Source organism: Enterobacter genomosp. S (assembly GCF_001631805.1).
GTDB lineage: Bacteria > Pseudomonadota > Gammaproteobacteria > Enterobacterales > Enterobacteriaceae > Enterobacter > Enterobacter quasihormaechei.
Map to the genome: position 1 here is coordinate 100,033 of NZ_LVVA01000023.1, position 26,934 is coordinate 126,966.

Genomic DNA, 26,934 nt, shown 5'->3' on the forward strand with positions numbered 1-26,934 from the left:
GTCTCTCTTGTCGCTTTCCGGGGCGCGAGCGCATGCTGTGGGCTGGTCAATAAACCGACAGAGGTTGCCATGGAGCGCACAGCGAAATTATTCAAAAAAGGACGACACCAGGCCGTGGTCTTGCCTGAGGAATTTGCGTTTGAAACGGAGAGTGTTTATATCCGCCGGGATGAGGAGGGGAAAGTGGTTTTGACCCCGAAGGCTGAGCAGCTGAAAACCTGGGATAATTTTTTCCGGTTGTTGGAAAACACGAATGTACCCGATTCATTTTTAAGTAAGGAGGAGAGAAATCAGAGTGTGACGAAAAGAGATCCTCTGGATGGAGTTTGTTGATGAGGCATATGCTCGATACAAATATTGTGAGCCATCTGTTCAAAAAGCATCCTGAAGTGGTCACCCGTATGGCTGGGCTGAGGCCAGGGGAAGTCTGTATTTCGAGCATCACGGAAGCGGAATTACTTTATGGTGCCGATAAGAAGCAGAACAGTGAGCTTAAAGAGACAATATTATCGTTTCTCGACACCATCACCATCTGCGCCTGGGATAGCGAAGCCGCAGCCTGATTCCCATCGCCCGGTGGCGCTACGCTTACCGGGCCTACACGTCCCCCGTCACGTAGGCCGGGTAAGCGCAGCGCCACCCGGCAACAGGCTGCATATAACCTATCCGTATTACTGATTCCTTTTCGTTTTTTAGCCTGCCGTCTCGTTGTCGATATAGTCTTCAAAACCACTGTCGAAAGGAACTGTTTCGTGAAATTTCAGTTGAGTGCTCTGGTGCTCGCGGGCCTGCTGCTGGCAGGTTGCGATCAAAGCGGTAATGATGCCAAACACATTAAAGTCGGCGTGATTAATGGCGCTGAGCAGGACGTGGCGGAAGTCGCCAAAAAGGTGGCAAAGGAGAAATACGGTCTGGACGTGGAGCTGGTGGGCTTTAGCGGCTCGCTGCTACCCAACGATGCCACCAACCAGGGCGAGCTGGATGCTAACGTTTTCCAGCACCGTCCGTTTCTCGCGGAAGATAACAAGGCGCATAATTACACGCTGGTCGCCGTCGCCAATACCTTCGTCTTTCCGATGGCGGGCTACTCCCGAAAGATAAAATCGGTTGCTGAGCTCAAGGACGGCGCCACCATTGCGATTCCAAACGATCCAACCAACCTGGGGCGCGCGCTGTTGCTGCTGCAAAAAGAGAAGCTGATTACCCTTAAGCCGGATGTTGGCCTGCTGCCGACGGCACTGGATATTACCGCGAATCCCAAAAACATACAGATTATGGAGCTGGAAGGGGCGCAGCTGCCGCGTGTGCTGGACGATCCGAAAGTCGATGTGGCCATCATCAGTACCACTTATCTTCAGCAAACGGGGCTGTCGCCGGTGCATGACAGCGTCTTTATTGAGGACAAAAACTCGCCTTACGTGAATATAGTGGTCACCCGTGAAGACAACAAAGACGCCAAAAACGTGAAGGAATTTATCCAGTCCTATCAGTCGCCGGAAGTGGCGAAAGCGGCAGAGACCCTTTTTAACGGTGGCGCGGTGCCGGGCTGGTAGGTCACGGTAAGCTGGCTTTCACAGCGTAACGCGGGCATCGGTGCGGCTTTCGGGCCACAGAAAACCCTGACCAGACTGTGCGCCGGACGCGCGGGCCCGCTCCAGATCCCGCGAATTCTCGATGCCTTCGATAAGAATTGATTGCGCGATGCCTGCCCTGACCTCCTGTACAAACGGGGCAAGCGGCGCCCGCTCCCGCAGCGCTGAGCGATCGATTTTTACCCCGTCCAGCGGCAGCGCAAGCCGCGCGTACGCCTCAGCCAGCTCCCGGGTTAAATCGTCCAGCCAGATTTGCCATCCCGCCTCTTTAAGGCGAACAAGCGTGGCATGAAGACGGCCTTGCTCAGCATCACTCAGCCGCGTAATGGTGAGGGGATCCTGAATTTCAATCGTTAGACGGTGCTGATGGCGCAACGCCAGCAACAGCCCGATAGCGTGTTCATTAAGAAGGTGTTCTGCGGGAAGGTTTAGCCAGTAAGCCTCCCGGGCAGGGATCTGTAAAAGGGTGTTGGCCTGCCAGAAGAAGATTTGCAGCGCGCTGCGTGAAGGCAGAGAGGCAAACAATATCTCCAGATTGACGTTATGGATCTCCACGAGAACTTCATGCGCGAAAACCTGGCCCGAATGAAGATCGACAAGCGGCTGAAATCGCAGCCCTGAGATACGTTGCAGCAGGGGAGAGGGAAGAACGGTATACATGCTACAGCCTTAAGAAAATGAAAAAAGGTTCCCGCGGACACGGGAACAAAAGGCAAACGACACACGGTCAAATTCTTAATTCAGGATCCAGCGAATGCTCTGGTAAAACGAGGGGCCACGCACGGCTTTCAGCTTGTTCATGGCGTTGTTTTTATAGAAATACACCAGCCTGACGTTACACCCCAGCTGGCGGGCGATTTGCTTGGTTTTGAGGTTACAGGAATAGCCGCGCAGTACGCTGGCCTCCTCGCTGGACAGCCTTGCCGGGGTGCGTAAGCGGGTGGTCATGCCCACGTTGTAACGGCCAGATCCTTGCGGCGTCTGGCTCATCAGTATTTGCCACAGCGCTTTGATATCCCCCAGTGAGACTCTTTTACTGATTACCCCATCAACATGTTTGAATTTCAAATAGCCTGCGGATAACGAATAGATATAGATCTTCGCCGTCACTTGCTTCTGTTTAATACAAAGGATGTCGTCATTTGTTGTCACCCGGAAATGACGCGTATTCAATGGATCATAAATGATGATATCAAAGAGTTGTTCACTCTTAGCGAGTTCTTCGATATGGGTAAATCCATGGAAAATAACATCCTTTTTTTCGTCAGGCTCACGCTTTCCAAGCGATTGCAGGCCAATCATCGTGAATTCGCAGCTGTCAACAACGGCAACGTGAATTGTTTTTTTATTTTGCATTGGCATTCTCCTTTCGCTGAGTAAACAGTCCATATAAGAGATACTGGTGGACTCGCACTCTCTTATTTCACAAAGAATAGCGAACACTTTTTCAAATAACGCGATGCGATGACATCAATGTAAGCCAATACAATCTGTCGAGTAAAGCTGCTGCTAATTATTAGCGGAAGATAAAATTGAAAAATGGTTTTAATGATAAATGCAATCTTTTTAATCTTCAAATAATATTCATGCCAGATTTTTATTCTGCAAAAGCGTGGATAATAAGCATTTGGCGGTTGTTTAACGGGGTTTATGCCCCGTTTTTTCAGTGGCTTACTGGTGTTTATGTCAGAAAGGTTACGATCGTTTCAGGATTATCTACAGACCTTTCTCTGCGAGAGAAAAGCGTTTACAGAATAAAATAGAATTTTTTCTATAAATTTAATGTCCTTGTTCAGAATTTTAAGTCTGAGGAGGATAAAATCCTGGCGCGAAGAGGTTGTGAGTGGTGAATACATAAACTATTATCGTTTTCCTCCGGTCACGAGAATTTAGAAAAGATATGGATAATACTGAGCGTGTCGTAAGGGTAATGGTGTTTTACAAAATAAACATATTTAAAGAGATAATATGCCGGGCGCTCCAGGACCTTTTACCCGATTACGTACTGAAGATTACTCAGGTCGATTCCATAGAACAGGTTCTGGCGGCGGTGGCGGATAATGATGTGGATGTTTTCTTCACTGAATTTAATTATCTGCTAAATCATAAAGAGTGGAGTGCAGAGATCAGCAGCCGTTTCACATCTTTATGTAAATCACATCACGTCAGCCGCGTGCTTTTAGTACCCGAACTGCCGTACGGGCTGTTAAAAAAAGTTCTGGAGATGAAATTTGAATTAACCATCAGCCAGCAGGATGAGTTAACTGAACTGAAAAAAGAATTACCCGCGTTGCTCATGACGGATGAACAAAAACCGTCGCTCTCTTCGTGGCTCAGGCGGGTTGTGCGGTCAGGTTCCCGATCGCGATCTATCCTGTCGGCCAGAGAGTGGGAGGTGCTTCATCTTATCGTGGAAGGATTTTCAACGACCGAGATTGCCCGTCATCGAAACCGCTCGGTAAGCACCATTGCCACACAGAAACACAATGCGATGAAAAAGCTGAATCTTTCCAACCATAGCGAACTGATTAAGTATGTGCAAATGGTTGGAAAGATGGAGGAATAGTTCACATCAGGGATAGATTATATTCAGCGTAGCCGAGGTATTGATCTTGCCCTGGCTTAACCGGGCGGGTGCCCACACGTAATAGTACGCGGCCATAGGAACGGTGAAATGGTCGTTCAGCGCCGCGCCAGCCGCCACACTGAAAATCATCGTGGCGTTGCCACGACTGGTGGTCGAGGTCGAAAAGGTTATCGGCGTCTGCGGGGCATCGCGCTTTATCAGCCGTAACCCCACGCCCTGCGCCGCGCTGCTGCTGCCGTCGATCAGCACCGAGCTGTCGGTTGACAGCAGCTGCGTGCTGGAAAGAAACATCTCGATTGTTCGATCGGAATTACCGTTAACCCCGACGTTCTGACAACTCATGTTCAGTGAAAAAGGCGTCAGCCCCGGCTGTGAGGACGCGCTGAGCTGGGGAATGCCGAGCGTCGGAAGCGCCACGGTCAGCCCTGCGTTGTCAAAGGAGCAGGTAGTCAGCTTCGGGGCGTATTTGATGCTCATCGGCTGACCAAACATATCGCGGTTGTCGTAAGGCCACTTGAATCCGCTGAATAACCACTGGGCGATTTTGATGACCTGATTGATTGGCCAGAGGATGATTTCCAAAAACGACAATCCGCTCATGTCGCTGACGAACAGAACGTCGCTCATGTTCGCCGTATCACCCGTCAATGTGGTGCCGCTCTGGCTAACGAGGGTGAAGCGAACCGTAAACGGCGTGTTCAGTTCAGCCGCCGTATGGTTTCCGCTGGCGGGCAGGGTTTTGTTGGCCGGGGGATTGGTGATCTCCGCCCGCACCATATACTTGTTATTGCTGAATCCGAGGATGGTCGCGTATTTGCTGTCGGTCGACAGGATCGGCGTGTAAGAAAACTCGCTGTTGCCCGTTGTGCAGTTGAACGAGCCGCTGTACTGGGTGGTGAAGCTGCCTGTCCAGGTCGGCGTGGCGGGGCTCAGCTTATCCGATAAATCAACGGAAATGGGCGTGCCATAAACGATGCTGCTGCCGGAGCAGGTGGCATAGCTCATCCCGCTAATGCTGGTGAGGAGCAGGAACATGAATGATCGTAACATAATGATAATCCGTAATTAATGGCAAACCGATGAGGGGCTGTTTAGCCCCCAGGCCGGGGCAGAGATTTCGCACTTCCCGCCGCGGAGATGCACGTTGAGCGCGTGTGGCGGCTGTTCAGCGCGGATATACAGTACGCTGGCCTGGCCGACATACCCGACAGACTCACCGTTTTCATCAAGCACTTCGGTCCCGAAGGGCAGCGGTTTGCCGTCGGCACGCGTCGCATGCAGCTCCCACGACTGGCGTTTGTCGGTTTCAAAGCGGATATAGCTCACCGCCCCGTCATAAGGGGCCACGTTAGCCATGTTGCCGATCACTTCCGCCCCCGCGCTGTTTTCCGTTTGCGATAACGTAATGGCGTTTTTGCGGTACGGGGTAGCGTAAGGCACCAGCGCCACGCCATCGCGGTTAGTCACAATGCTTTCATCGCCGTTCACCATCAGCCCCTCCGCCTCAGGCGCATCGACGATAGTCATGGTGCTGCCGGTTTCGTTTGAGGCGAGAACGTGCCACGGGTAGGCCACCAGGCTTCCCCGTCCGCTGAGCCCGGTCTGGCGGTAGTCAGAGGATTCGCTGTAAGAGCCGCCGAGTGTCGCAAAGTTCGAACGGTACGCCGCGTTAACGCTTGCCGCATTTTTACCCCCACGCGCATTACTGCCGGAGAGGGTGTAGCTCAGGCGGTTCGATGCCAGTGCATTCCCGCTCATGCTGATGTTGCTTTGCTCATAATGTGAATCGCTGGCCGTCAGGCTGGAGGTGATCCAGGCATTATTATCAAACAGCGAGAACGGCAGGCTGAGAGAGAGATAAAGGCGCGTCTCTTCTTCGCTATCTTTATTGCGCACCCGGCTGGCCGACAGGGTATAGCTGGCGCGGCCAATGGCGTTGGAATAACCCATCTGATACTCGCGCGTGGTTTGCTGTGAATTCCAGTAATCGCGCTGTGTGCCGGAGATAAATACCATGCCCCAGTTATCGAGCAGGCGCTGATTAAGGTTAAGCGTGAAGGTGTTTTTGGGCTGTGCGGCGCGTAGGGCATCCCAGGTGCTCAGGGACATGTCGGGCGCCACGCCAAACCGATCTTCGTATTCGTCGTATTGCGCTCTGAGGCGCTGATACCCTTCACGTGAATAGAGTGCGTCGCTAAAGCTGTAATAGCCTTTAGTGGAATAGCGATAGGCCGCCAGGGTGAAGTTGGTGGCGGTGGTATCGATAAATTTGCTGTACGACACGCGGTAGCTCTGACCGCTGCTGGTGCGATCCTGTAGGGTGGTTTTTGCGTGGGTGAAATCAAATGAGACCGCGCCAAAGGGAAGGTTCCACCCGGTACCGACAAGCCCGGCCTGGTAGTCATCGCTAATAATCGTCCCGGTATACCCGGTGATAAGGTTGTTGAACCCGTAGCGTAACGTGGCCTGCATAAATGCGGGTTCGGCGTCGAGCGTGTTCTGGTGCACTTTACCCGCCACCACGCTGTACTGACTTACTCCCTCTTTTAACATGCCGGGCACGGCGGAAAACGGCACCGTGAAGGACTGCTGCGATCCGTCTGCCTCACGCACAACGACCAGCAGATCGCCCGCAGAGCCGGTAGGCTGAATGCTGTCGAGCGTAAACTGGCCTGGCGGCACGTTCTCCTGGTAGATCACGTTACCGTTCTGGATAACTTTCACCAGGGCGTTCGTCCGCGCCACGCCGTGAACCACCGGTGAAAAACCTTGCTGCGAATTTGGGCGCATTTTCATGTCCGACGCCAGCGACACGCCGCGCACGCGCATCGAATCAAACAGATCGCCCGGCATGTAAAAGTCACCCAGCGTCAGGTTGGAGGTCAGCGAGGCTAGGGGACGGCGCAGGTAACGGGTATTATTCTGCCACTGGCTCTCCCCGCTGGCCGATTTCCGCCAGGCGCTGCTGTCGCGAAACTGCCAGCCGAACAGGTTAAGGCCGGAATCCAGGCCGGCATAAAAATCATCGTTCGTGTCTTTCGCCGTGCCCTTAGTACGGGTGTTATACCAGGTCGTGTTCCACGAGAGCATCAACGCCGGGATCCCCTCGCTCCAGAACTGGGGGGCAATGTAACCTTCTTCAGTACGCAGCACCGCCGCCTGCGGAACGGTGAGCGCCAGGCTCAGGGTACTGGTATCGGTTTTCACTTCACCGCCCTGAACCAGATCGCGCAGCTGGACCTGCCCATGCGCAATGGCAGGCGCAGGAACGGACGCGGTGTTAATGCCAAGCGACTGGGCATCTTTCCAGGCAAGACGGATGTCGTCACGCTGCTCGCCGTAGATGACGGTATAACGCCCCCTCCAGCTGCCGTTTACGTAGATATCCATCTCCTGACTGCCGGCAGGCATGACGTTGTTTTCGGAAAAGCGAGACAGATCGGACTCACCGGATGCGCCAGCAAGCAGGGAGGGATCAAACGAGACGGCCCCTGATTTATGCGAAAGCAGAAGCGTGCAGACTGCCAGCAGACAGAGTCTGTTTTGTTTCATTTTCATGGTGAGTCTTTCCGATCACTGACTGGTGAAAGTCCGGGTTTTATACGCGCCAAGATCGTCCACATACATCAGCTCGAGGGTCTGTCCGCGCTTAACCGGATTTTTTGTGGTAACCGTCAGCTGCCCAAACGGGGAAACCATCGGGGATTCCTGGAGCAATTTCGTTTTACCCAGCGAAATATTGGCCACAGTAATATGGAACGGGCTGTTATTAGTGATGCGAAGGCGATCGCCATCGGCGGCGAGCGTCAGTTTCGCCATCGCGTCATCCAGCGTGCCTTTAAGCGCAGCGGGCCGATAAAAAAGCTTGATACGGGATTTAATCGCCAGCTGAACGGTATTCTGGTTTTGCAGATTTTCAGGCTTGGGCGGAATGTCGAGGACATTCAGGAAAAAGACCGATTCGCGATCCGCAGGTAAACTGGACGGTAGCTTTTTAATACGAAGCTGTTGGCCATTATGTTCATCGACCTTTATCACCGGTGGCGACAGCAGAAACGGCACATTTGCCGTTTCCGGCGTGGAATTAATATCACCGTCATCTATCCAGGATTGCACCAGAGCAGGCGCATCGCCCGTATTCATTAACTGGACGATCACCTCTTTGTTATTTTCAGGATAAAGAACACGGGTGCCATTGATGACAATATTGGCCCATGAGTGACCCGTGCTTAGCAGTAAGCCTGCCAGCAAAATTGCCTTACGCATGATTGCAACCTTAAATGCAGGCTCTGCGAAAGCAGAGCCTGAATAATCATTATTACAGGTAGGAAATGGTATACGTTACGTTGGAGCTTAACTCGCCTACCGTTGCGGCAGCGGCATTTGTTTTATAGTAATAAACATCCAGCGTCAGCGTTTCGGAATCTGGCTTGGTCGCTGTGCCCACAATCTTGGTTGTGTACGCCTGGTTCAGCGTAATAGGCGTAGACGAACCTGTCTCAACCAGCGCAAAGCCGACATTTCGCGCCACGCTGGCATCATTTTCGTTCACGCTGTTATTCAGCAGGTATTTACCGTCAGTAGAGATATTATCCGCGCTGGAGAAATAAATTTTCAGCGGAGTACCGGTCGTTCCTGCTGCCGGCGTACAGCCTGAGAAGGTCAGCGAAATTGATTTTTTATTCTTGGTGATCAGACCAACCGTGGTGCCTGCATCTTTTACCGAAATAGGGGAAAGCGCAACGGTAAAGTCCGCGCTTTTACCGCCGTTAATGGTACAGGTTGTATCGGTAATTGCGCCGGTAAAGTTAATGATACCACCCGCCGAATTGTCTGCAGCCACTGCGCTGGTAGAAGCCATAGCGGCAGCCAGAAGTGAAACGGTCATGATCGATTTGAACATGATAAACTCCATAAAGATTTGTGTAATTTAGAATGAATGTAAATCGGCTACACATGTCCCTGATGTACCGGCTAGACGCATGGCGACGCGGGAAAGTGCTTTGACGATATTATGTTGCACTAAAAATGTACACAACAAAACATTATTCCAATAACTTCGAAAGTTTAAGATTATAATCTTGTCTGGTCGTTTTTTTTAATGTTTTAACCTAAATGCGTAAGTTCGAAGATTTTTATTAATGAATTAATAATCGTTAATTAATGAAGCTTTATGAATTCCTCTCTTAATTAATATCACGCGACTTGACCACATAAACTTTAGACTTATTATTGCCTGGCAAATGCACAAAATTTTAACAATGGCGTAATATTTATATGAAGTATCTCATTGATCTTACAATGCTTTATGAAGTGGATGCCGGTATGATCATGATTAATGGAGAGGAAGAATCATCCATTAAGTTATCTAACCAGGCGGGACGTCTGCTTTATGAACTTATCATCAACAATGGTAAAACACTCGACAGAGATGACCTGATAAAGAAGGTCTGGGAGGACCATGGCTTCTCGGGCTCCTCGGTGAGTCTGAACGTTGCCGTCAGTGAAATCAGAAAAGCATTTCGAACATTAGGGTGCGACCCGTTGCTGATAAAAACCATACGCGGCAAGGGCTTCAGCCTTGCCGCGCATATTGAGCATCACACGGTCAGGCCGCCGGTTGTGTCAGCGCTTAGCGAACAATCTGCTTCTGAAGAGGCTGATTTATTACTGCATAAGAAAGACGCCGATCCGCCTAAACGAATAATATCTATGCATACGCTCTTTCTTTCCCTGTGCACGTTGTTACTGGTTATCGTTATTGGCACCGTTATTTTACTGCTGCACCAGAGAGTGTCCTATGCCGAGAGCCTGAAAGATTCTGATATGCATCTGCTCGGTAAAGTGGACAGGTGTACGGTATACCTTATCGACAAGAATATGTTTCAACCGCGGCAACACTACTTTAATCACGTAAAAGAGGTCCTTGCAAAACAACATATCGACTGTCAACACCAGGTTGCCGACGCTTACTATTCCAGGTTTAAAAAGTCACAGATAGAAAATTATTTTTTGGCTATCTGTTATCAGCAGGACAGTATCGACGATTATAAGAACTGCATTTCTTACAGAAGCCTGACCGGGAGTTAAAATATGTCAAGGACTAAAATGAGTGTCATGTTCGGTATCGTAGTGGTACTTTCTGTCATCGCCTTAGTGTGGGTCTATTTTACCAGAACGCAGGATGAGGGGTTTGGCTGCCAGTCAGATACCATTTCCTGGAAAACCTATTCCACGGGTGATTTAACCGATATGTCGTTAACAACGCTATTCCTGTTTAACAACAAAGATGTTGTAACGGTTATTCACAAAGGCGTGCTAAAGAAAGAGGGCAAAAGCTACCTGATTGACAGGAATTACACGCTCAGCGTAGAAAAAGTCGACGGAAGCAATATCTTTTATATTAAGGATAAAAAGCTGAATAAATCTGAAGACGATGTAGCGCCGGATGGTGTTGTAAACGAAATGTTACTTGATAATATCAACTTCTTCTATATTACCAGTGTTAAACCGCACGCCTGGTTAATTAAGGGGCTGGTTTTACCTGTAATGATGTGTGTGGCTGTTCCAACGTCCTGATATTTCTCTTTACTGTAAAATCGATATTTATCTATCGATCGAGAAGTTGAGTAATTTACTCAATACGTAACAATAAGATACGGGAGATTTATTTATGTTTTTATTGTTGCGCACCGCCGAGTGAATTTTTCTGTATTGCCTCGTTATTTTGCGGCTGTCTATACTCCGCCTCGAAAAAGGGGCTCCCCTTTTTATACACGTGGATTCTTTTTTGAAGGACTAAATAAATGAACAAATTGAACGCTATCGTTCTGGGCTCCCTGCTGTCTGTTTCTGCTCTGAGCGCAGTTAATGCCGCAGAAACTACGGCGTCTGCTACCTGGCAGGCAACCGCGACCAAAGACAGCGAATCTGACCTGGTTGTTACGCCAACGCGTGCTCTGAACTTCGTTTACAGCGCCAACACGAAATCTTTCAACACCGATACCGGTCTGTTTGATGTGGCTATCCGTGGCGATCACTCGACGGCGACCAGCTTCAAACTTGAAGCCATCCTCGACGATTCCAACAACACGCTGTTCAGCGTGGGTGGCGAAGCGACCAAACTGAAGGTAGGCGCGCGCTGGGGCGGTAACGATCTGGGCTCTATCGGTGGCACCGTAGGTGCAAAATCTACCGCATGGACCACGCTGGTTGATTCTTCTTCTAACACCGGCGTTTCTTCTGGCCTGTGGAACCTGACCACCAGCGCTGGCGCGGTAGCTGATACCGAAATTACCGGCCAGGACAAATTCGTCTTCTATGTTGACTCCGCTCAGGACAACGCAGGCGCGACGAAAGAGTTCAAAGACCTGACCAACAGCCTGTGGGAAGGTACCGTTGCCGTTGCGTTCCGCGCAACCTGGGGCTAAGGCCTGATCGATCCAGGGGCGCAAGCCCCTGTTTAGGGAAATAGCATGTTTAACCTCAAATCCGCCTTCTTATTTTTATTATTTATTTCTTCCTCCGCGCTGGCCATTAATGTGGGAAAAGTCACCACCATTATTCCAGCGGACGCTGATTCAACCGCCAAGGAAATAAAAAACGAAGCAGACAGCGTGCGTATTGTTTCTGTTCGCGCACAGCGGATCAGCAGCCCGATGGATGAAGGGATCGTCATTAATCCGGAGAAAGTGGACGAGCTGTTGCTGACGCCCACGCGCATGGTGATGCCCGCCGGCACCAGCAATATTGTCAAATTTTACTATCACGGTAATGCCGATAACAAAGAGCGTTACTACCGCATTACCTTCACGGATGAAGGGGTGAGCGAAGAGGTAGACAGCGGTTCGCCAAAAAACGGCACCGGGATGACGCGCGCGGTGGTGAGCACCATTCTTGTGGTTCAGCCTCGTGATAAGAAGATCGACTTCGTCTATGTGGCGGGAAAAATAACCAATAAAGGTAACACCTCGTTTCGCGTCAATGCGACCGGGACCTGCCTGAAGCCGAATCCGGAATCACCGACTACGCCGTGTACCAAAAACTTCTACCTGATGCCGGATACCTCGCGCGCTATCGAGGATATCAACGTTACGGATAACCATTTTCATCTTGGAATATGGGACCTGAAACAGTTCATACCTGTTAAGTAAGGATGCATGGTGAAAAATAAATTAGTGTTGCCGGTGATGATGGCTTGCGCATCCGGCACGCTGCCCGCGCTTGCGCATGCAGCCTCAAGCTCCGTGGTTATCGCTAATTACCGTTTTCCCGACTCGCTTTATGCACTGCTGGAGCAGGGGATCAAAATTCCCGTCTATCTGGTCAATACGCAGCCACATTCAGCACAACAAGGGAACCACGAAGGCACGGCGAGCGAATATGTTCGTCTGGGTGACGTGACGCTCTTTGCGAAGGATATGAAGCTGGGGCTGAGGGATGTTCAGGTCCAGGAGTCTGATAACGGCATTCGTCTGTCAAAAGAGATGCGAACGTTATTGAAGAGCATTAACGACAAGCAGTTCGACGATAAGATGCGCATTCCGGTCAGTGCGGGGTCCGCGTTCGAGCTGGATCAGAAAAAAATGCGCCTGTTGCTGAATCTGTCGCAGAGCGATTACGGGGTGAATATTCGCCCGCGTGAGGTGGACATTGATGCGCCGGAGTCTGACGACCTGAGCGGCACCTTTTCCTACAACCTCGGGGCGTATCACACCGAGAGCGGCTACGGCGACAGCTGGTCGTCGGGTTATCTGAACGCGAGAAACTGGATCTCAATGGGCGTTGATCATGTGCTGATCGACGGCTCTGGCTACGTCAACGAGAGCAGCAGCGACACCCAGATGAACGCGGTCATGTGGGAGCGCGACTATAAGGGTATGCGCTACGCCGCAGGCATGCTGAACGGCTGGGCAATGCAGTCTCTGGCGAGCGTCAGTGGCATTTCCGGCGGTGAAGTTTACGGCGTTTCCATGGGCAACCAGGCCAACTCGCGCAAGCGCGATAACACGCTCTCCCTGACGCCGGTGGTGGTCTATTTCCCGACGGCGGGCGAGGCCCGTATTCGTCGTGACGGGCAGCTTATCGGCATTCAGCGCTTTGACGTCGGTAACCATGAAATTGACACCAGCGGCCTGCCTTACGGGATCTACAGCATCGAAGTCGAAGTGGTAAGCGGAAGCCGCACCGTGTCGCGCAGCATGTACACCGTCAATAAGCCGTTCTCCAGCAACGTGTCGGAAACGCTGCGCTGGCAGATGTGGGGCGGGATGTATAGCCGCGATAAGTCCGTCGTCAATTATAAAAAATACGCGAAGCGCAAAAACGAGCAGGATGACACGTACTACTACGATTACGACACCAAACATAAAGACACCATGTCGCTGGTGGGGGCCTCGTTCAGCAAGCGCAGCGGGATGGTCGACTGGAATGCTTCCACCTACATGATGCGGGAACACATCGTCAGCGAGCTGTGGGCCTCCCTGAACCTGACGGGCTATTTCTCGGTGAATACCCAGACCATGGCGGCCTCCGACGGAACGTACCGCGCCAACTATGGCATGAATCTTAGCCTGCCGTGGCAGATTGGTTCGGTATGGTACTCCCATGAACAGCTCTCCAGCGGCAAGTTCCTGGACATCTATGAGAGCAAGGGCAACACCTGGGGCGCCTCGTTTAGCCTGCCGTCGTTCGGCCTGCCCTCGGCGGGCAACCTGAGCCTGATGCGCCAGGAGGACGACCTTTATCGCTATAAACGCTATCAGCTGGACTACTCGCAGGGATTGTACGCTGGCCGCTACGGCACGGCGCGCCTGCGCGTGGGGATGTCGCGCAACAAATACGACGGGTATTACGAAGAGAAAGATCGTTACGTGATGCTCGATTTCGCCATACCGCTCGGCAATACCGTGTCGGTTGGCGTTTCCCACAACCGCGATACCGGCACGGCATTGAACGTCAGCGCCAGCCGCCAGTTTGAGGGCGATTACCTGAAATCGGCCACCGCCAACGTGTCGAAAGCCTTCAACAGCCGCCAGGATCGCAGCGTAAGCGGCGGCGGCAGCGTGAACTTCGATACGCCGTGGAACAGCAATATCCTTAGCGTTCAGAGCGGCATGAGCAAAGGCTGGAACTCCACGCTGACCAGCGACGGGAGCGTGGGCTGGTCCAAAGAGGCCATCGCTGCCGGGAAAGGTACCGAAAGCGCAGGGGTAATTGTCAGCACCGGTCTCAAACCTGATGAAGCACTGACCCTGAAGCTTAACGGCCGGACGGAACGCATCAAAGGGGATAAAACATGGCTGTCGCTGCCGGCATACCAGGCTTATGACCTGGAGGTGATGAACAGTGAAACCGGTACGGAAAGCTACGAGATTGGCGCAAATGCGCGTCGCCATATCACCGTTTATCCGGGCAACACCGTGGTGATGAAGCCGCAGGTGAAGAAAATCGTCACCCTGTTTGGCCGTCTTGTGGATGCAAACGGCAATCCGATTGGCGCCACGCAGATCAAAAACCACGTCGGGCTGACCCGGACGGAAAACGACGGACGCTTCGTGATCGACGTTGATAAGAACAACCCTGTCCTGAGCATCGCCACGCCGGACGACAGCGTCTGCGAAGTGCGCCTGGACATTGAGTCTAATCGCGGTGCGCTGTGGCTCGGGGACATCTCCTGCGGAAAAGGCGATTACGTCTGGCAGGAAGCAAAAGGAACGCAGGAACGTGACGATGAAAAAGATATTCGCTCTTAATCTGTTATTGATAAGCGCCGCAGCGCAGGCGGATCAGCTGCCTTATTTCGCCATCAATAACCCGGACAGTAACGGGACGGGTAACAGTGCGGCGTTGTTTAGCCTCAACGCCAGCTCGGCCTCTTTTTTACATGGGTCGCGGGAATGGCCAAGCCTGAGTAACAAGGTGAATAACGGGATTGCCACCTATATTCCGGACAACGGCTTTAGCGGACCTCCGGGCAGCGCGCTAACCATCAATTTTAGCGTAACGGGCTCCAGCGCCTCGCCATTCTTCAAGGGTACCTCGTGTTCATCTAGCTGCGGTACAGTGGGCTACACTCCGACGACCAGCTATACCGATACGTCGATGGTGGTGAAGCCACCGATCATGGAACCTGCTACCGCCTATGGCCGCTGGGTCCTGGGCGATCCGTTCTTTGACTACTTGCTCAATGCGGCTCCAGGCAACGAGGTGACCATTACCTCTAAGCCGCAAAATTCCACGTCCAGCAAGACCAATACGCTGCATAAAGTGGGCACGCTGACCATGACCAACTCCAGAGCGCTGGATCTGGGGATTGATCCGATCACCGGCGAGGTCACGATTGTGGATGGTTCAACCGGGGATACCTGTACCAAATATACGCGTAATACGGTATCGGGCGTACTGTGCAACCTGCTGGAGTATACCTTCATCGGAGAAGACGTTACCGGTTACAGCCCTGGTCTGGCACTTACCGCATCGCGCATTAACAGTGTGCTTCAGTCGCACATGAATGGCGGAACGGGCCTTGCCGCGGAAATTACCTTCGATGAGAAAACCTGGTACAGCATCTCCGGCGGTATTTTGAGCGACACCCGCGTGCTGGCAAATACCTTTATCAGCGCGCCGCAAAAAAATGGCGGTAAAGCATATCTTAAGATCTTCATTCCTAAAGGGTTAATTCTGAGCGTAGCGCAGGCGGGGGATGGTAGTAATATCGGTAATATCGTCAGTATGTGCCTTTCACCTGCTAACAGCACGCTGGCGGCGGACTTCTGTTTCCAGCCTGGCAGCGGCCTGGTAATTAATCCTATCCAGCCAGGCCTTGCTATCGTGCCGGATAACCCAGACTACACCGTGGATTCGAACGGCCTTGGCGGCTCCGGAAAAGGGGTAATTGGCGAAGCGCCAATTGAAATTCCCTACACCATTACCTACAGCGGCGCGCAAAAGGATGCCGCAGTGGCAGTGACGGTGAAAGTTACCGGGCCTACCCAGAGTCTGAACGGCACAGACTATTGTGCCTTTAGCGGAAACGGCTTCACCGTGCCCATTCCCGGCAACGTATTGCTGGGTAAGAGTCAGACGCTGAAGGCCCATAACTGTAAAGGCGAGGTGCTCTCCATCCCGGCGCCTGCCACCCATGCGGAAGAGTGGGAGAAGATAAGCTCTGGAGTGACGGACATGTGGCTTTGGAAAACGCCGCTGGTATTGCAGTTTGTGATGAATAACCCGGTCTCGGAAACCACCTATGATGGTAATAGCTGGTTTGGTGAAGTTACTGCTCAGGGACGAATTGATGTCAGCGCTTCCTGGAATTAAACATGTTATGACTGGAAAATTCCTGGCTATTTTTGTAATAAATTGCTTCATTTCTACAGGCGCAAATGCTTTAATTATCGAAAGTCTGAATATAGATTTTTTGCCAGAAAAAGAAGTCGTTTTTCAGCCCATAAAAAATGATACAAGCGAACGTCAGAATTATACAGTTTCACTCATTCAGGTCGATGTACCAAAAGAGCGTGGGAAAGAGACTGAAATAAAAGATGGCGAAGTCATGTATTCGCCTAAACAATTAACGCTGGAGAGCGGTGAGCGGGCAGGCTTTAAGTTTTTTTATACCGGACCGCACGATAATAAAGAACGCTACTATCGCGTCAAATTCACCGAGACGCCGCTTCAGGCAAGGGCTGTAGTGAGCAAAGGCCAACGCATTCAGTCGGATGTAGTGGTTTCGCTTGAAGCTATACTAATAGTCCGCCCCTGGAATCGGCAATTTAGTTATACGTTTAATAACGGGGTGGTGAGTAATACCGGGAATACATATTTTAAATACGTATCCTCACAGGGGTGCAGTACCCAATATAATGACTCAAAATATCTTCCGCCGGGACAACGGCTGGAAATAGATGATTACGCACAGCCTGCAAGACGAATGATTATTTATGGGAATAAGATCATTCCACTTTCTAGCTGTTCGTAACAAGCGCTTTCCTTCATAAAAGGAAATTAACCTTCGGCACAAGCTGAAGATTTACTACTACAGGAGACTAAAAATGAAAGCGATTTCATTCGTAGAAGCGAAAGAAATTATCGGTGGTGCATTGAACCCAATCGATGGCCTGATTAAAGGCGCACAGCTGGGCTGGAACACGGGTGCAAGCGTTGGATTAGGTTCCATCGGTGGCATCGTTGGTGGTGTGCTGGGTGGTGCTATGGGCTTCGTGGGCGCGATTTTCGGCAGCTTTAACTAATTTATTTTTTCAAAGGAATAAACCATGCAAGTTATCGACATCAAAAAAGCACAGGCCATCGTTGGTGGTTGGGATCCTATTGCCTCTGCTATTCAGGGTGCAAGCGCGGGCTATAACGCGGGTAGCCAGATGTTAGGCGTTATTGGCGGTGCCATCGGCGGTGCGTTTGGCCTGGTTGGCGGTCTGATCGGCGGCTTCTTCAGCGCGTAAGTTGTTGACCTTTGTACTCATGGCCCGCATTGCCGGGCCATTTTTTTATTTCAGCCACGGATCACTATGTTTTCGCTCTTTCAGTATAAAAAACAGGGTAAGACCCCTGTTATTCGCCAGCATGAATTTACCGAATGTGGCCTGGCCTGCCTGGCGATGGTGTTGGGGCACTACGAACACCATGTTTCCGTCAGCCAGCTGCGCCGGGAGATTTCCGTTTCCGCCGATTCGGGAACCTCAATGGCGGAATTGTTGACCCTTGCCAGCGATAAAAATATGTCTGGCCGGGTGCTTAAAGGCGAAATCACTGAAATAGAAACGTCTGAGCTGCCGCTCATCGCCTTCTGGCGCGGTAACCATTTCGTGGTCATCGTGAAGATCGACAGCCGCAGCGTGACCGTCCACGATCCCGCCAGCGGCGTGCGTCGTTACCGCCTGAAAGAGGCGGAAAAACTGTTTTCCGGCTATGTGCTTGAGCTTAAGCCCACGCCGAGCTTCGAAAAGAAATCCCCGGATGAAAAGCTCACGCTTGGCCGGTTAGCCAATAAATCTCCGAGCCTGTTCCAGCGCCAGCTGCTGCTGTTTGTGCTCTGTATTTTTACCCTTATCACCATGCTGGCGAGCCCCACCTACGTGCAGCTGATAATGGATGAGGCCATTTCCCGCAGCGACAGCGATCTGGTGATCCTGCTTACCGCGATTTTCGCTATCGTCTTTATCTTTGAAGTCATCGGTAAATTCCTCAAGCAGCTGCTTGAGATCCTGATGCGCAACATTGCCTATGACGATCTAAGCCAGTCCGTGCGGCACTACATGCTGCGTACCCAGACCAGCTGGTTCCGCTCGCGCCCACCGGGCATCGTGCTGGCCATTGAAAAATCGCTCCATGCCTGCGCAGAGTTCATCAGCAATGGCTATGTACAAATTCTTTTTTCCAGCCTGATCGCCGTGACCAGCCTGCTGTTTATGCTGCTGTATAACGTCAAAATTGCGGTGCTGACGATGCTGCTGATGGGTGTGTTCTTCCTGATCCGCTTTTCGCTGATCGGCCCCTATCAACGCGCCGTGGATGACTCCATCGAGCGCACCGCTCAGTATGAATCTCTGCTGGTAGAGACGCAGAAAGGGATCATTACGCTCAAGGCGAACAATATGGAGCAGGCCCGGGACGCGGTGATGGACAAATCCCAGCGTGAACACATCGCCGGGCTGATGCGTAAAGAGCGGCTGCTGGCCCGTTTTGACGTGGCTTCGCTGCTGGTTATCAATGCCGAGCAGCTGCTGGTGGTCTGCTTTGGCGCGTGGCTGATTCTGGAAGGGCAGATGAGCATCGGGATGCTGTACGCCTACATCAGCTACAAGCGCTATTTTTCCGATGCCATGGTGCAGGTGGCGCAGAAGCTGCTCGACAAAAATGCCCTCAAGGGGCCGTTGGATCGCGTGGGCGATTTGCTGTATGCCCCCTCTGAAACCAGCCAGTTTGGGAAGCGGATTGTCACCTCGCCGGTCTGTCTGCAATTTGAGGATGTCTCATTTGCTTATCCAGGCCGGGAGGCCACGCTACAGCATATCAACATGACCCTGAAGCAGGGCGAAGAGGCGGTGATCGTTGGCCAGAGCGGGTCAGGGAAAACCACGCTGCTGCGTCTGATCTCCGGCATGCTGCTGGCATCGTCAGGCACGCTGCGGATCAATAAGATCCCCATTGAGGAGTGCGATCTCTCCTCGCTGCGCCAGCACATCCGCATCGTTCATGCGGACGATATTCTCTTCACCGGCTCGATACTGGACAATATCGCCTGCTTTGACAGCGCGCCGGATAAAGAGCAGGTCATCGCCGCGTGTCGGCTGGCGGAAGTGGACCACGTAGTCGCCCGTCTGCCGCACGGTTACGAAACGGAGATGCTGCCGGGGAACACCTTTTTCTCGGCCGGGGAGATGCAGCGTCTGGTCCTGGCGCGCGCCCTGTACAGCCAGCCTAAGCTACTGCTCTGCGACGAAGTGACGGCGAACCTGGATAAGACCACCGCCCAGAAGGTGCTGGCGAACCTGCGTAGCCTGGGGATTGGGCTGGTGTTTGTCACCCACTCGCCGGATGTGGTGGGCTGCCATGGTCGTCTCTATACCATGGAAAACGGAACCCTGCGGGAGAGTGCGCCATGATGTTTCTGCCGCGTCTCTATGCCCGACTCTGCGCGCGCCAGGCCGGACGCACCTTAATGGCAAACCGGATTGCGCAAAACTACAGCCAGTTTATGCCCTGCCCGGAGGCCGATGTGCCGGCTGATTTTCTGCATCAGAACGCCCATGAGCTGAGCGGGTTTAACTTCGTGGAGCAGATCTTCCCGCCCGCGCTGTGGGCGCGCAACGTTCGCTTCGATCTGCATGCGTACGTGGCGCAGTGGACGCAGGAGCAGGGGTTTTACAGTTCGCCTCGCACCCTGCTTCTGGGCATGCGCTGGGCGGGCTTTGGCCTGATTATGGATGCGTTGCTCGCCACCGCGCCAGATGATGTGCGCTTTCAGTTTATTACCCGTCACCCTGCGCTGCACAAGCTGATGGCCGCGCACGACGGACGGCGCGCCGGTTCATTTTTCGCCCCTCAGCGCCTGGTGACGGTGCTGCTGATGGATGAACGCCTGCCGGATGCGCCGCTGTTCCCAATTCAGGCAGGCGATCGCAAGGCGTGGTTAACGGACGTCTCCACGCGGTTTTTATCGCGCTATGGCTACAGCGTCCGAACGCTGCTGCCGGTCTGTTCGCTGCACGCGGCAGAGTTTGGGCTGGAGAGCCAGGCGTATGCGCCAGAGGATTACCGTCTGGCCGCCGCCGACACGCTGAACGCGCTGCGCAAAACCCCCACGCTCTGGAGTGGATGGGACGATCTTTCAGTGATTTATCATGGATGACATATCGTGAAATTAAAAAACCGAAGCCGACAGCGTCGGGCGCTAATCCCGCACCACTTCTCAAAAAGCTATCAAATCAACGCGCCGCGGCTGAAAACCGTGCTGACGCTGTTCATCGCCTTTTTTCTCTGCCTGCTGGTCTTTGCGATTGCTTTCAACTTTTCGGAAACCACGCTGGCACGCGGGGTGCTGATCCCGGCGCAGGGCGATGTGGAAGTGCGCGCCAGAGAGTCCGGAACCCTTGTTGATTTTGCCGTCCGGCCCGGCCAGTACGTGAAGGAAAACGATCCGCTGTTCACCGTGTCGCAGGACTATGGCGGCAAGCAGGGGTCGGTGGTGCAGTTTGACCGCCAGCAGATGGAAGCGGAGAAAAAGCGCAGCGAGCAGCGCATTCAGGCCATTGAGGATTCTATTGCGTCGTACCGCAAAAACCTGGCGCAGCAGCTGGCTCTTACCGACAAGCAGATAGCCGTTTCCCGCGATAAGGTAAAGAAGCTGCGCGCCCTGCTTAAAAACAGCACCGACACCTACGAGGCGTGGAAATCCGTCTCCGGGAAGGGCTATGTCTCCAAAGTGGATCTCGATAAAAGCCATAACGATGTGCTCAACGCCCAGCTCAACCTGACGCTGGAGGAGAGCACAATTCTTGAGCTTGAGGCGCGCAAAACCAGCCTGACCGACAGCACCCAGTCGCAAATTGACTCGCTGAGCGAAGAGCAGCTGTACGTGAAAAACCGCATCAGCGAAATCGATCGCAACCTGTCCAGCCGGGGAAGTTCCACCATGGCCATGCTCGCCCCTTCGGATGGCTACGTGGTGGCGATTAACTTCCCGCCTGGCCGGGCCATTACGCAAAACAGCGAGGTGGTGGTGGTGATCCGTAAAAATACCGCGGCGACGATGGAGGGGTATCTGTATGTGCCGGCAACGGGGGTGGGTCGCGTGGCGAAAGGCGATAAAGTTAAGCTGCGGTTCGACTCCTGGCCCGTGGACAAATACGGTTCTGTGGAGGCAACGCTGTCCGATTTCTATGAGGTCAATATTGATGCCCATTCGGCGCTGATCCCGCTACAGGAAGGGCAGAACTATTATCTGGCCAAGGTACGCGTCCCCTCCTGGTTTACCGACCCGGACAAGAAAAAGCGCATGCTGATGGGCGGGATGACGGTGAACGCCGATATCGTTATCGATCGTAAGCCGCTTATCAATCTGCTGATCGCCCCGCTGGAAAGGGTACGCAAGCGGTTTATCGATTGACCCGATTTCATCGATCTTCGCCCTTTAGCCCACATATTTAACGGCGTTCTGTGGCTATTCTCCTTCTCATACCAACCGGAGAATAGCCCATGAACATGACGCAAATTCGCAATGCCACCCAGCTTATAAGCAATGCCAGCAGTGTCTTTTTAGCGTGACCCTGTTTTTGATGTTTAATGCGTCCGTACCTGATGGGTTACAAGACGCATCTCTTCCGGTTAAGATATTCCACGTTACTTTCCAGAAGAAAAGGTAGTGGCATGAACAATATTGAAACGCAGTTACTTGAATCAGGTTTCACCGTAAAAGAGTTAGCGTATCTGAACCGAAACATTAGCCGTTATGGTTCATCCTTGCTCGAGGTCGTGCTTGAGTTAGGTAAGCGATTTATCATGGTTCTGTTTATCACTGCGGCTGTGGCTCTGATTTTCCTGGCACTTCTTTGTTTCGCTGAACATTACAATATTGTTTCCGGAGGCATTTCTCTTTTCATCGTATTGATTATTGTCTGGTTTTTTCAACCTCCGATCATTACTTACAAAGCCTGGCGCTACAGAAGGAATTACCTTAGTTCTGACCAGACGCATTAGAAATTAAATCAAAAGAGACTTTTGCAGAGACACCCCAGCCGACAATTTTCATAGTGAGTGCTGCGCGATTCATTCCGTCGACCTTGCGGTAAAAATCCAGTGGGAGATAGCGAAACAGACGCCATGATTCGGGTTTTCGGATGGCGCCAAATACCGTATAGACGCTTGCTGCCAGGCTTACGCTATTGAATACTCCCAGTGCGGATTCGCGTTTAAATCCCATAAACTGAGCAATATCCATGACGCCATCTGCCAGCATACCTTCGGAGTTTGGTTGATGCTGAAGCGTTCTGTTAATTTCTTTTGAAATGGCATTTGCACCATCCATAACCAGAATCGCTCCTGCAAGCGCACCCACTGGGTTCATTGTCATCATTGCACCAACACCTGCCACAATCTGTAACCCTGAAAGCACAACCTTAATCGACGAGATAACGTAACCGACGACTTTGTTATTTTCTTTAACCAGTTCAATCTGAGCAAAAATCTGAGCTGTACGGGAGCGAAGCATTCGGCTTTGATCAAGAAGACTTTCGTTCTCAGCCCGGATGTTTTTCAGGCATTCCATGCACTCCTCTTCACTTCTGGCCGCCCGGGTAGCGCTAAATTGTTGCATCACAAACTGCCGTATATCATCCATAAATTTAATCCGTGCGAGTCCGTCGCTAAGATGTTGCCCTCCGACAATATTCGCAGTATTGATAAGCTTCCGGGCTTCAAGATTTATCATTGTTTCAGCTCATGCACGGGTGTTCTGACCAGGGAAAAGTGCAATATCCATTTTAATTTTCTCATCTGATAACCAACGTTTAAAGATTATCCTGCCAGAAGAAACAGGCAACAATAAATTGGATAATCTATCGCGAGCAAAGAATTCGCCGAAGATATATACCGACGGAAATCATCGTCGTTGATGGCGACCTTGAGAGTGGTGACTGGATAAAACGAGTGCAAGAAACATAGACTTACCCCAGTCGTTCCATCCTCGTCTCCCCCTCCACCATCGACAGCTGATACAGCGAAAACGATCGGTGCTTCTCAATCAACTGCGCCAGCTCCGGCGAGTGGCTGGTGAGCCAGATCTGCGAGTAGCGGCTGGCCTCGGCAATCAGGCTCGCCAGGGCGGGCAGCATCTGCGGGTGCAGGCTGTTTTCCGGTTCGTTGAGGGCGATAAATGCTGGTGGGCGCGGGCTGAGCAATGCCACTGCCAGGCACAGAAAACGCAGCGTACCGTCGGAAAATTCAGCCGGTTCCAGCGGTCGGCTCAGGCCTTCGCGCTGCATCATCATGCGAAAGCGTCCGCCGGTGTTGTCGCTGTAAAACACGCAGCCGGGAAAGGCCTGGTCGAGAATGCGCATCAGCAGCAGCTCGTCGCCGATTTCGACAATGGTCTGAAACGCGGCGGCAAGGTTCGCGCCGTCGCTGGCCAGTACCGGAGAGCGGAAGCCCACCTGCGGCGCACGTATAGCCGAGCCGGACGAAACGGAAAATTCATGATAAAAGCGCCAGTTACGCAGGGACTCGCGCATCTGCGACACTTCGGGGTAGAGGTGCGGCTCGCCGAGCTGCCCGAACACCGACTCGTTCTCATACAGCGTACCGCTGTGGGTCACTTTTTCGTGATGCACGTTGTTCAGGAAGACCGCCTGATTCTTACGCTTCATCAGCTGTGACGACGGACGACGGTGCTGCCCGCTCAGCCAGATGGACTCCTCTTTGATCACCGGGTCGAGCTGAAACTGTGACGGGTAGGGCAGCTTTTCCACGAACCCGACCTGGAGCTCATATTCATACGTTTCCGTTTCTACCGCCAGGTTCATGCGTCGCAGCTGATCGCTCCGGGTTTTTCCCGCCCAGAACACCTTCAAAATGCCGCCCTCGTTCGCCAGCGCCTGGGAAAATTGCCCCTGCGCCGCGCTGTGCATCAGGTAAATCGCTTTATAAATATTGGATTTTCCGGTGCCGTTGGGGCCGAACACGATGTTGAGCTGCTCCAGCTCAAGCGACATATCGCGAATCGAGCGGTAGTTCTGAATATGCAGGTTTTTGATCATCGGGATACTCCGCTGTGCAATCTTAACCTGTACAGAATTACAGTATTTTGCGCTGAGCGCAAAAAAAAGACGACAGTGAGGGTGTCGTCTAAACGGGGTACAGCTTTGGGCCTCTGTGGGTCAATGGGGCCTTCGCTTCTTTCTCATCAGGTAACGGCCAGACGCAGACCCAAATCATCAGGATAGGGATCAAAGTAGTTTTGCGTCATCAGATACCGGTCGGGGTATTCAGCCAGGTAATGCTTCAGCAGCGTCAGCGGCGCGAGGATCGGCAGCAGGCCGTCACGGTAATGCAGGATCACATCACGCAGTTCTCCGCGCTGGCGGCTGTTCAGCTGGTTACGGAAATAGCCCTGAATGTGCATCAGCACGTTGGTGTGGTTCTTCCGCGAAGCGGGTTTTTTCAGGATCGTCATCAGCTTGTCGCGATACGCCACGAAAAACGCGTCCAGATCGTCCCACTCATGCAGTGATGCCACGAACGGGCCAATTTCACGGTAGCCCGCCTGATGGTGCGCCAGAAGCTGTAGCTTATAGCGGCTGTGGAAGTCGAGCAGGGCGCGGCGCGTCACGCCATTTTTACGCAATATGTTCAGTTCATGCAGGGCGAAAACGCGCTCTACAAAGTTTTCCCGCAGCACCGGATCGTGCAGGCGACCATCTTCTTCGACGGGCAGCCAGGGGAAAGTGTCAAGGAGGGCGGCGGTGAACAGCCCGACACCCTCCTTGCGGCCCCGGTTGCCGTTTTCATCATACAGCCGCACGCGCTCCATGCCGCAGCTTGGGGATTTTGCACAGACGATAAAGCCCGACAGATCGCCGATTTTCGGCAGATAATCCGCTGTGAATGCGGCCATCTTCTGCGTGACGTCATCATGCGGCGCTTTGCTAAAACGCATTTCTGTCTCGCCGCGGGTGGTCATCACCAGACGCAGCGCCGGACGAGGCGTTGGCAGGCCAATCGCCATTTCCGGGCATACCGGACGGAAAGTGACCCACTGAGCCAGTTCATCCATCACAAAGCCCATACGCTTATGCCCGCCGTCAAAGCGAACGGCGGAACCGGTCAAACATCCGCTAATACCCAGCACAGGTTTCGTTGTCATGGTGTGCACCTCCCGATCTCATATCTAAAAGTTACACAACAATGCAAGTTTGTCCAAGTATTGGCGAGATTATTTTTTAATCTGCTTTAAAATCAAAGGCAATCAGCTGCCCTTGTAGGTCGAGTAACCGTACTGGCTAAGCAGAAGCGGGATGTGCAGTTTTTCGTTGGTGCGGGTGACGGTGAACAGCACCGGCACTTCCGGGAAGAAGGATTCCAGCTTTTTACCGTGGAAGTAATCTGCGGTTTTGAAGGTCACTTTATACACGCCTGGCACCATGTCCTCATCCTGCGGATAGAGCGATTTGATGCGCCCGTCGTGGTCGGTTTTACCGCTGGCAATCTGGGTCCACTTGTTCTGCTCCTGCTTCTCCAGCGTGACGGTTACATCCGCAGGCGGCATACCGGTTTGCTGGTCCAGAACGTGCACGCTCAGGGTGCCTGCCGGGGCGCTGAACGCGGCAGGAGCGAAAGCCATAGAAGCCAGCATCATCAGAGGGAGTGTCTTTTTCATCGTGTTTTCCTGTTAAGTTGTCGTTGACAGGAAAACGTTAGCACTCGCTGCGCGAAAAAATATTCAACTTTTCGTGAAGATTGCCACAGCAGAAAATAATCAGAGGATAATGACCTCAAGGGAAACCTGCTGCTGCCACTGCGCAACCTGCTTTTTCCGTGCGGCGTTAAGCTTGCCGCTGGTGACCAAAAGCCATTTGCGGTCCGGGAAAATTTCCGGGGCCAGCGCGGCAGGGGGAACCGGCAGTATGTCGATGCGGTGGCCCTGGCCGGTGCGCGTTAAGGCTTCAAGCCAGATCTCACACGGGTCGTTCAGATACCAGCCGCTGATGAGAATGTTATCGCCCGGCGCTTTTTTATCGCCTTCAAGGCAAAACGAGGTGTAGGCGATGAGGATGCCGTCGAGGATCTCACGCAGGGTCATGGCGGCGGCTACGTTGGCCGACATCTGCCCGCGTAGCGGACGCAGCACGTTAGCCACCAGCTCTGGCCGCGGGTATTCGCGCCCGGCGTCGTAAACCATCTGACGCAGGGATTCGATTCTTCCCTCCTGCAATTTTTGCAGCATGGCCTGTTGCAGGGTTTGCCAGTTATTGGCGCGGCGCGGAGCAGGGCGTTCCAGCAGGGATTTTACCTGGCCGATGGGAACGCCTTTTTTTACCCAGTCGAGGATTTTCAGCGCCTGCTGAACGTCCTCATCGCTGTACAGGCGGTGGCCACCGTCCGTACGCTCGGGCTTGAGCAAGCCATAGCGTCGCTGCCATGCCCGGAGCGTGGTGGCGGTAATGCCGCTGAGTCTGGCGAATTCGCCGATGGAGTAAGCCATGTCTGCATCCGAAGAGGAGGAATAATCTCAATATACTA

General features: G+C 52.6%; 28 protein-coding genes. 17 read left to right on the forward strand and 11 right to left on the reverse strand.

Annotated elements, in window-relative coordinates; translation table 11 throughout:
- Positions 1-69 precede the first annotated feature (69 nt).
- From A3466_RS20250 to nlpA, 3 genes are all read left to right on the forward strand, one after another.
- Complete coding sequence (locus A3466_RS20250) at positions 70-333, forward strand: antitoxin (RefSeq protein WP_063452088.1); 264 nt, start codon at positions 70-72, stop codon at positions 331-333.
- 8 nt (positions 334-341) lie between these two features.
- Positions 342-563 (forward strand): PIN domain-containing protein, encoded by a 222-nt coding sequence (locus A3466_RS20255; protein ID WP_245167788.1) that lies wholly within the window; start codon positions 342-344, stop codon positions 561-563.
- A 189-nt stretch (positions 564-752) separates the two neighbouring features.
- Positions 753-1,553 carry a lipoprotein NlpA gene (gene nlpA / locus A3466_RS20260; RefSeq protein ID WP_063452089.1) on the forward strand — a complete coding sequence of 267 codons (801 nt, stop codon included), beginning with the start codon at positions 753-755 and terminating at the stop codon, positions 1,551-1,553.
- Between the two features lie 18 nt (positions 1,554-1,571).
- Here nlpA and A3466_RS20265 read toward each other — a convergent pair whose 3' ends face one another.
- Positions 1,572-2,252, reverse strand: coding sequence for an EAL domain-containing protein (locus A3466_RS20265; protein WP_063452090.1), 681 nt, complete (start codon positions 2,250-2,252; stop codon positions 1,572-1,574).
- Positions 2,253-2,327: 75 nt separating this feature from the next.
- Positions 2,328-2,948 (reverse strand): LuxR C-terminal-related transcriptional regulator, encoded by a 621-nt coding sequence (locus A3466_RS20270; RefSeq protein ID WP_063452091.1) that lies wholly within the window; start codon positions 2,946-2,948, stop codon positions 2,328-2,330.
- A 574-nt stretch (positions 2,949-3,522) separates the two neighbouring features.
- Between A3466_RS20270 and A3466_RS20275 the strand changes: the two genes are divergently transcribed.
- The gene (locus tag A3466_RS20275; RefSeq protein ID WP_063452216.1) at positions 3,523-4,158 is read left to right on the forward strand and encodes a LuxR C-terminal-related transcriptional regulator; all 636 of its coding nucleotides are present in this window, start codon (positions 3,523-3,525) and stop codon (positions 4,156-4,158) included.
- Positions 4,159-4,164: 6 nt separating this feature from the next.
- Here the strand turns inward: A3466_RS20275 and A3466_RS20280 are convergent, their stop codons facing one another.
- The 4 genes from A3466_RS20280 to A3466_RS20295 are packed head-to-tail and all read right to left on the reverse strand — an operon-like array spanning position 4,165 to position 9,082.
- Positions 4,165-5,229, reverse strand: coding sequence for a fimbrial protein (locus A3466_RS20280; RefSeq protein ID WP_063452092.1), 1,065 nt, complete (start codon positions 5,227-5,229; stop codon positions 4,165-4,167).
- A 15-nt stretch (positions 5,230-5,244) separates the two neighbouring features.
- Entirely contained in the window at positions 5,245-7,737 is a 2,493-nt protein-coding gene (locus A3466_RS20285; RefSeq protein ID WP_063452093.1) for a fimbria/pilus outer membrane usher protein, read from the reverse strand.
- Between the two features lie 15 nt (positions 7,738-7,752).
- On the reverse strand, positions 7,753-8,445 hold the full coding sequence (locus A3466_RS20290; protein WP_063452094.1) for a fimbrial biogenesis chaperone: 693 nt from the start codon (positions 8,443-8,445) through the stop codon (positions 7,753-7,755).
- A 52-nt stretch (positions 8,446-8,497) separates the two neighbouring features.
- Positions 8,498-9,082, reverse strand: a complete 585-nt coding sequence (locus tag A3466_RS20295) for a fimbrial protein (RefSeq protein WP_063452095.1) — start codon at positions 9,080-9,082, stop codon at positions 8,498-8,500.
- A gap of 374 nt (positions 9,083-9,456) precedes the next feature.
- Between A3466_RS20295 and A3466_RS20300 the strand changes: the two genes are divergently transcribed.
- From A3466_RS20300 to A3466_RS20360, 13 genes are all read left to right on the forward strand, one after another.
- On the forward strand, positions 9,457-10,269 hold the full coding sequence (locus A3466_RS20300; protein ID WP_063452096.1) for a winged helix-turn-helix domain-containing protein: 813 nt from the start codon (positions 9,457-9,459) through the stop codon (positions 10,267-10,269).
- Positions 10,270-10,287: 18 nt separating this feature from the next.
- The gene (locus A3466_RS20305) at positions 10,288-10,758 is read left to right on the forward strand and encodes a hypothetical protein (RefSeq protein ID WP_063452097.1); all 471 of its coding nucleotides are present in this window, start codon (positions 10,288-10,290) and stop codon (positions 10,756-10,758) included.
- A 227-nt stretch (positions 10,759-10,985) separates the two neighbouring features.
- Positions 10,986-11,609: a common pilus major fimbrillin subunit EcpA gene (locus A3466_RS20310; protein WP_063452098.1), complete on the forward strand. Its 624-nt coding sequence runs from the start codon at positions 10,986-10,988 to the stop codon at positions 11,607-11,609.
- Positions 11,610-11,654: 45 nt separating this feature from the next.
- Positions 11,655-12,332 carry a fimbria/pilus periplasmic chaperone gene (locus A3466_RS20315; protein WP_063452099.1) on the forward strand — a complete coding sequence of 226 codons (678 nt, stop codon included), beginning with the start codon at positions 11,655-11,657 and terminating at the stop codon, positions 12,330-12,332.
- A gap of 6 nt (positions 12,333-12,338) precedes the next feature.
- Positions 12,339-14,933, forward strand: coding sequence for a CS1-pili formation C-terminal domain-containing protein (locus A3466_RS20320; protein ID WP_063452100.1), 2,595 nt, complete (start codon positions 12,339-12,341; stop codon positions 14,931-14,933).
- Complete coding sequence (locus A3466_RS20325; RefSeq protein ID WP_063452101.1) at positions 14,911-16,500, forward strand: hypothetical protein; 1,590 nt, start codon at positions 14,911-14,913, stop codon at positions 16,498-16,500. The genes A3466_RS20320 and A3466_RS20325 overlap by 23 nt, the downstream gene beginning before the upstream one ends.
- On the forward strand, positions 16,478-17,161 hold the full coding sequence (locus A3466_RS20330; RefSeq protein WP_239005664.1) for a hypothetical protein: 684 nt from the start codon (positions 16,478-16,480) through the stop codon (positions 17,159-17,161). The genes A3466_RS20325 and A3466_RS20330 overlap by 23 nt, the downstream gene beginning before the upstream one ends.
- A 73-nt stretch (positions 17,162-17,234) precedes the next feature.
- The gene (locus A3466_RS20335; protein ID WP_063452103.1) at positions 17,235-17,432 is read left to right on the forward strand and encodes a hypothetical protein; all 198 of its coding nucleotides are present in this window, start codon (positions 17,235-17,237) and stop codon (positions 17,430-17,432) included.
- 24 nt (positions 17,433-17,456) lie between these two features.
- Complete coding sequence (locus A3466_RS20340; RefSeq protein ID WP_063452104.1) at positions 17,457-17,642, forward strand: hypothetical protein; 186 nt, start codon at positions 17,457-17,459, stop codon at positions 17,640-17,642.
- A 66-nt stretch (positions 17,643-17,708) separates the two neighbouring features.
- Positions 17,709-19,805, forward strand: a complete 2,097-nt coding sequence (locus A3466_RS20345) for a peptidase domain-containing ABC transporter (protein ID WP_063452105.1) — start codon at positions 17,709-17,711, stop codon at positions 19,803-19,805.
- Positions 19,802-20,551 (forward strand): hypothetical protein, encoded by a 750-nt coding sequence (locus A3466_RS20350; RefSeq protein ID WP_063452106.1) that lies wholly within the window; start codon positions 19,802-19,804, stop codon positions 20,549-20,551. The genes A3466_RS20345 and A3466_RS20350 overlap by 4 nt, the downstream gene beginning before the upstream one ends.
- Positions 20,552-20,557: 6 nt before the next feature.
- Entirely contained in the window at positions 20,558-21,808 is a 1,251-nt protein-coding gene (locus A3466_RS20355) for an HlyD family secretion protein (RefSeq protein ID WP_023298992.1), read from the forward strand.
- Between the two features lie 260 nt (positions 21,809-22,068).
- Positions 22,069-22,398 (forward strand): hypothetical protein, encoded by a 330-nt coding sequence (locus A3466_RS20360; RefSeq protein WP_063452107.1) that lies wholly within the window; start codon positions 22,069-22,071, stop codon positions 22,396-22,398.
- Here A3466_RS20360 and A3466_RS20365 read toward each other — a convergent pair.
- From A3466_RS20365 to A3466_RS20385, 5 genes are all read right to left on the reverse strand, one after another.
- Entirely contained in the window at positions 22,376-23,128 is a 753-nt protein-coding gene (locus A3466_RS20365) for a DUF4225 domain-containing protein (protein ID WP_165602769.1), read from the reverse strand. The genes A3466_RS20360 and A3466_RS20365 overlap by 23 nt on opposite strands.
- Positions 23,129-23,363: 235 nt before the next feature.
- Complete coding sequence (locus A3466_RS20370; RefSeq protein ID WP_046621824.1) at positions 23,364-24,452, reverse strand: AAA family ATPase; 1,089 nt, start codon at positions 24,450-24,452, stop codon at positions 23,364-23,366.
- Between the two features lie 146 nt (positions 24,453-24,598).
- The gene (locus A3466_RS20375) at positions 24,599-25,558 is read right to left on the reverse strand and encodes a YbgA family protein (protein ID WP_063452108.1); all 960 of its coding nucleotides are present in this window, start codon (positions 25,556-25,558) and stop codon (positions 24,599-24,601) included.
- Positions 25,559-25,660: 102 nt separating this feature from the next.
- Positions 25,661-26,071: a hydroxyisourate hydrolase gene (gene uraH, locus A3466_RS20380; RefSeq protein WP_063452109.1), complete on the reverse strand. Its 411-nt coding sequence runs from the start codon at positions 26,069-26,071 to the stop codon at positions 25,661-25,663.
- A 99-nt stretch (positions 26,072-26,170) separates the two neighbouring features.
- Positions 26,171-26,896, reverse strand: coding sequence for a MerR family transcriptional regulator (locus A3466_RS20385; protein WP_063452110.1), 726 nt, complete (start codon positions 26,894-26,896; stop codon positions 26,171-26,173).
- Positions 26,897-26,934: the final 38 nt, after the last annotated feature.

Bases quoted from the DNA above. Each gene is read 5' to 3' on its own strand.
- A3466_RS20250 (WP_063452088.1), top strand. From the start codon at position 70: ATGGAGCGCACAGCGAAATTATTCAAAAAAGGACGACACCAGGCCGTG.
- A3466_RS20255 (WP_245167788.1), top strand. From the start codon at position 342: ATGCTCGATACAAATATTGTGAGCCATCTGTTCAAAAAGCATCCTGAA.
- A3466_RS20265 (WP_063452090.1), bottom strand. From the start codon at position 2,252: ATGTATACCGTTCTTCCCTCTCCCCTGCTGCAACGTATCTCAGGGCTG.
- A3466_RS20270 (WP_063452091.1), bottom strand. From the start codon at position 2,948: ATGCAAAATAAAAAAACAATTCACGTTGCCGTTGTTGACAGCTGCGAA.
- A3466_RS20275 (WP_063452216.1), top strand. From the start codon at position 3,523: ATGGTGTTTTACAAAATAAACATATTTAAAGAGATAATATGCCGGGCG.
- A3466_RS20280 (WP_063452092.1), bottom strand. From the start codon at position 5,229: ATGTTACGATCATTCATGTTCCTGCTCCTCACCAGCATTAGCGGGATG.
- A3466_RS20285 (WP_063452093.1), bottom strand. From the start codon at position 7,737: ATGAAAATGAAACAAAACAGACTCTGTCTGCTGGCAGTCTGCACGCTT.
- A3466_RS20290 (WP_063452094.1), bottom strand. From the start codon at position 8,445: ATGCGTAAGGCAATTTTGCTGGCAGGCTTACTGCTAAGCACGGGTCAC.
- A3466_RS20295 (WP_063452095.1), bottom strand. From the start codon at position 9,082: ATGTTCAAATCGATCATGACCGTTTCACTTCTGGCTGCCGCTATGGCT.
- A3466_RS20300 (WP_063452096.1), top strand. From the start codon at position 9,457: ATGAAGTATCTCATTGATCTTACAATGCTTTATGAAGTGGATGCCGGT.
- A3466_RS20305 (WP_063452097.1), top strand. From the start codon at position 10,288: ATGAGTGTCATGTTCGGTATCGTAGTGGTACTTTCTGTCATCGCCTTA.
- A3466_RS20310 (WP_063452098.1), top strand. From the start codon at position 10,986: ATGAACAAATTGAACGCTATCGTTCTGGGCTCCCTGCTGTCTGTTTCT.
- A3466_RS20315 (WP_063452099.1), top strand. From the start codon at position 11,655: ATGTTTAACCTCAAATCCGCCTTCTTATTTTTATTATTTATTTCTTCC.
- A3466_RS20320 (WP_063452100.1), top strand. From the start codon at position 12,339: ATGGTGAAAAATAAATTAGTGTTGCCGGTGATGATGGCTTGCGCATCC.
- A3466_RS20325 (WP_063452101.1), top strand. From the start codon at position 14,911: ATGAAAAAGATATTCGCTCTTAATCTGTTATTGATAAGCGCCGCAGCG.
- A3466_RS20330 (WP_239005664.1), top strand. From the start codon at position 16,478: ATGTCAGCGCTTCCTGGAATTAAACATGTTATGACTGGAAAATTCCTG.
- A3466_RS20335 (WP_063452103.1), top strand. From the start codon at position 17,235: ATGAAAGCGATTTCATTCGTAGAAGCGAAAGAAATTATCGGTGGTGCA.
- A3466_RS20340 (WP_063452104.1), top strand. From the start codon at position 17,457: ATGCAAGTTATCGACATCAAAAAAGCACAGGCCATCGTTGGTGGTTGG.
- A3466_RS20345 (WP_063452105.1), top strand. From the start codon at position 17,709: ATGTTTTCGCTCTTTCAGTATAAAAAACAGGGTAAGACCCCTGTTATT.
- A3466_RS20350 (WP_063452106.1), top strand. From the start codon at position 19,802: ATGATGTTTCTGCCGCGTCTCTATGCCCGACTCTGCGCGCGCCAGGCC.
- A3466_RS20360 (WP_063452107.1), top strand. From the start codon at position 22,069: ATGAACAATATTGAAACGCAGTTACTTGAATCAGGTTTCACCGTAAAA.
- A3466_RS20365 (WP_165602769.1), bottom strand. From the start codon at position 23,128: ATGATAAATCTTGAAGCCCGGAAGCTTATCAATACTGCGAATATTGTC.
- A3466_RS20370 (WP_046621824.1), bottom strand. From the start codon at position 24,452: ATGATCAAAAACCTGCATATTCAGAACTACCGCTCGATTCGCGATATG.
- A3466_RS20375 (WP_063452108.1), bottom strand. From the start codon at position 25,558: ATGACAACGAAACCTGTGCTGGGTATTAGCGGATGTTTGACCGGTTCC.
- uraH (WP_063452109.1), bottom strand. From the start codon at position 26,071: ATGAAAAAGACACTCCCTCTGATGATGCTGGCTTCTATGGCTTTCGCT.
- A3466_RS20385 (WP_063452110.1), bottom strand. From the start codon at position 26,896: ATGGCTTACTCCATCGGCGAATTCGCCAGACTCAGCGGCATTACCGCC.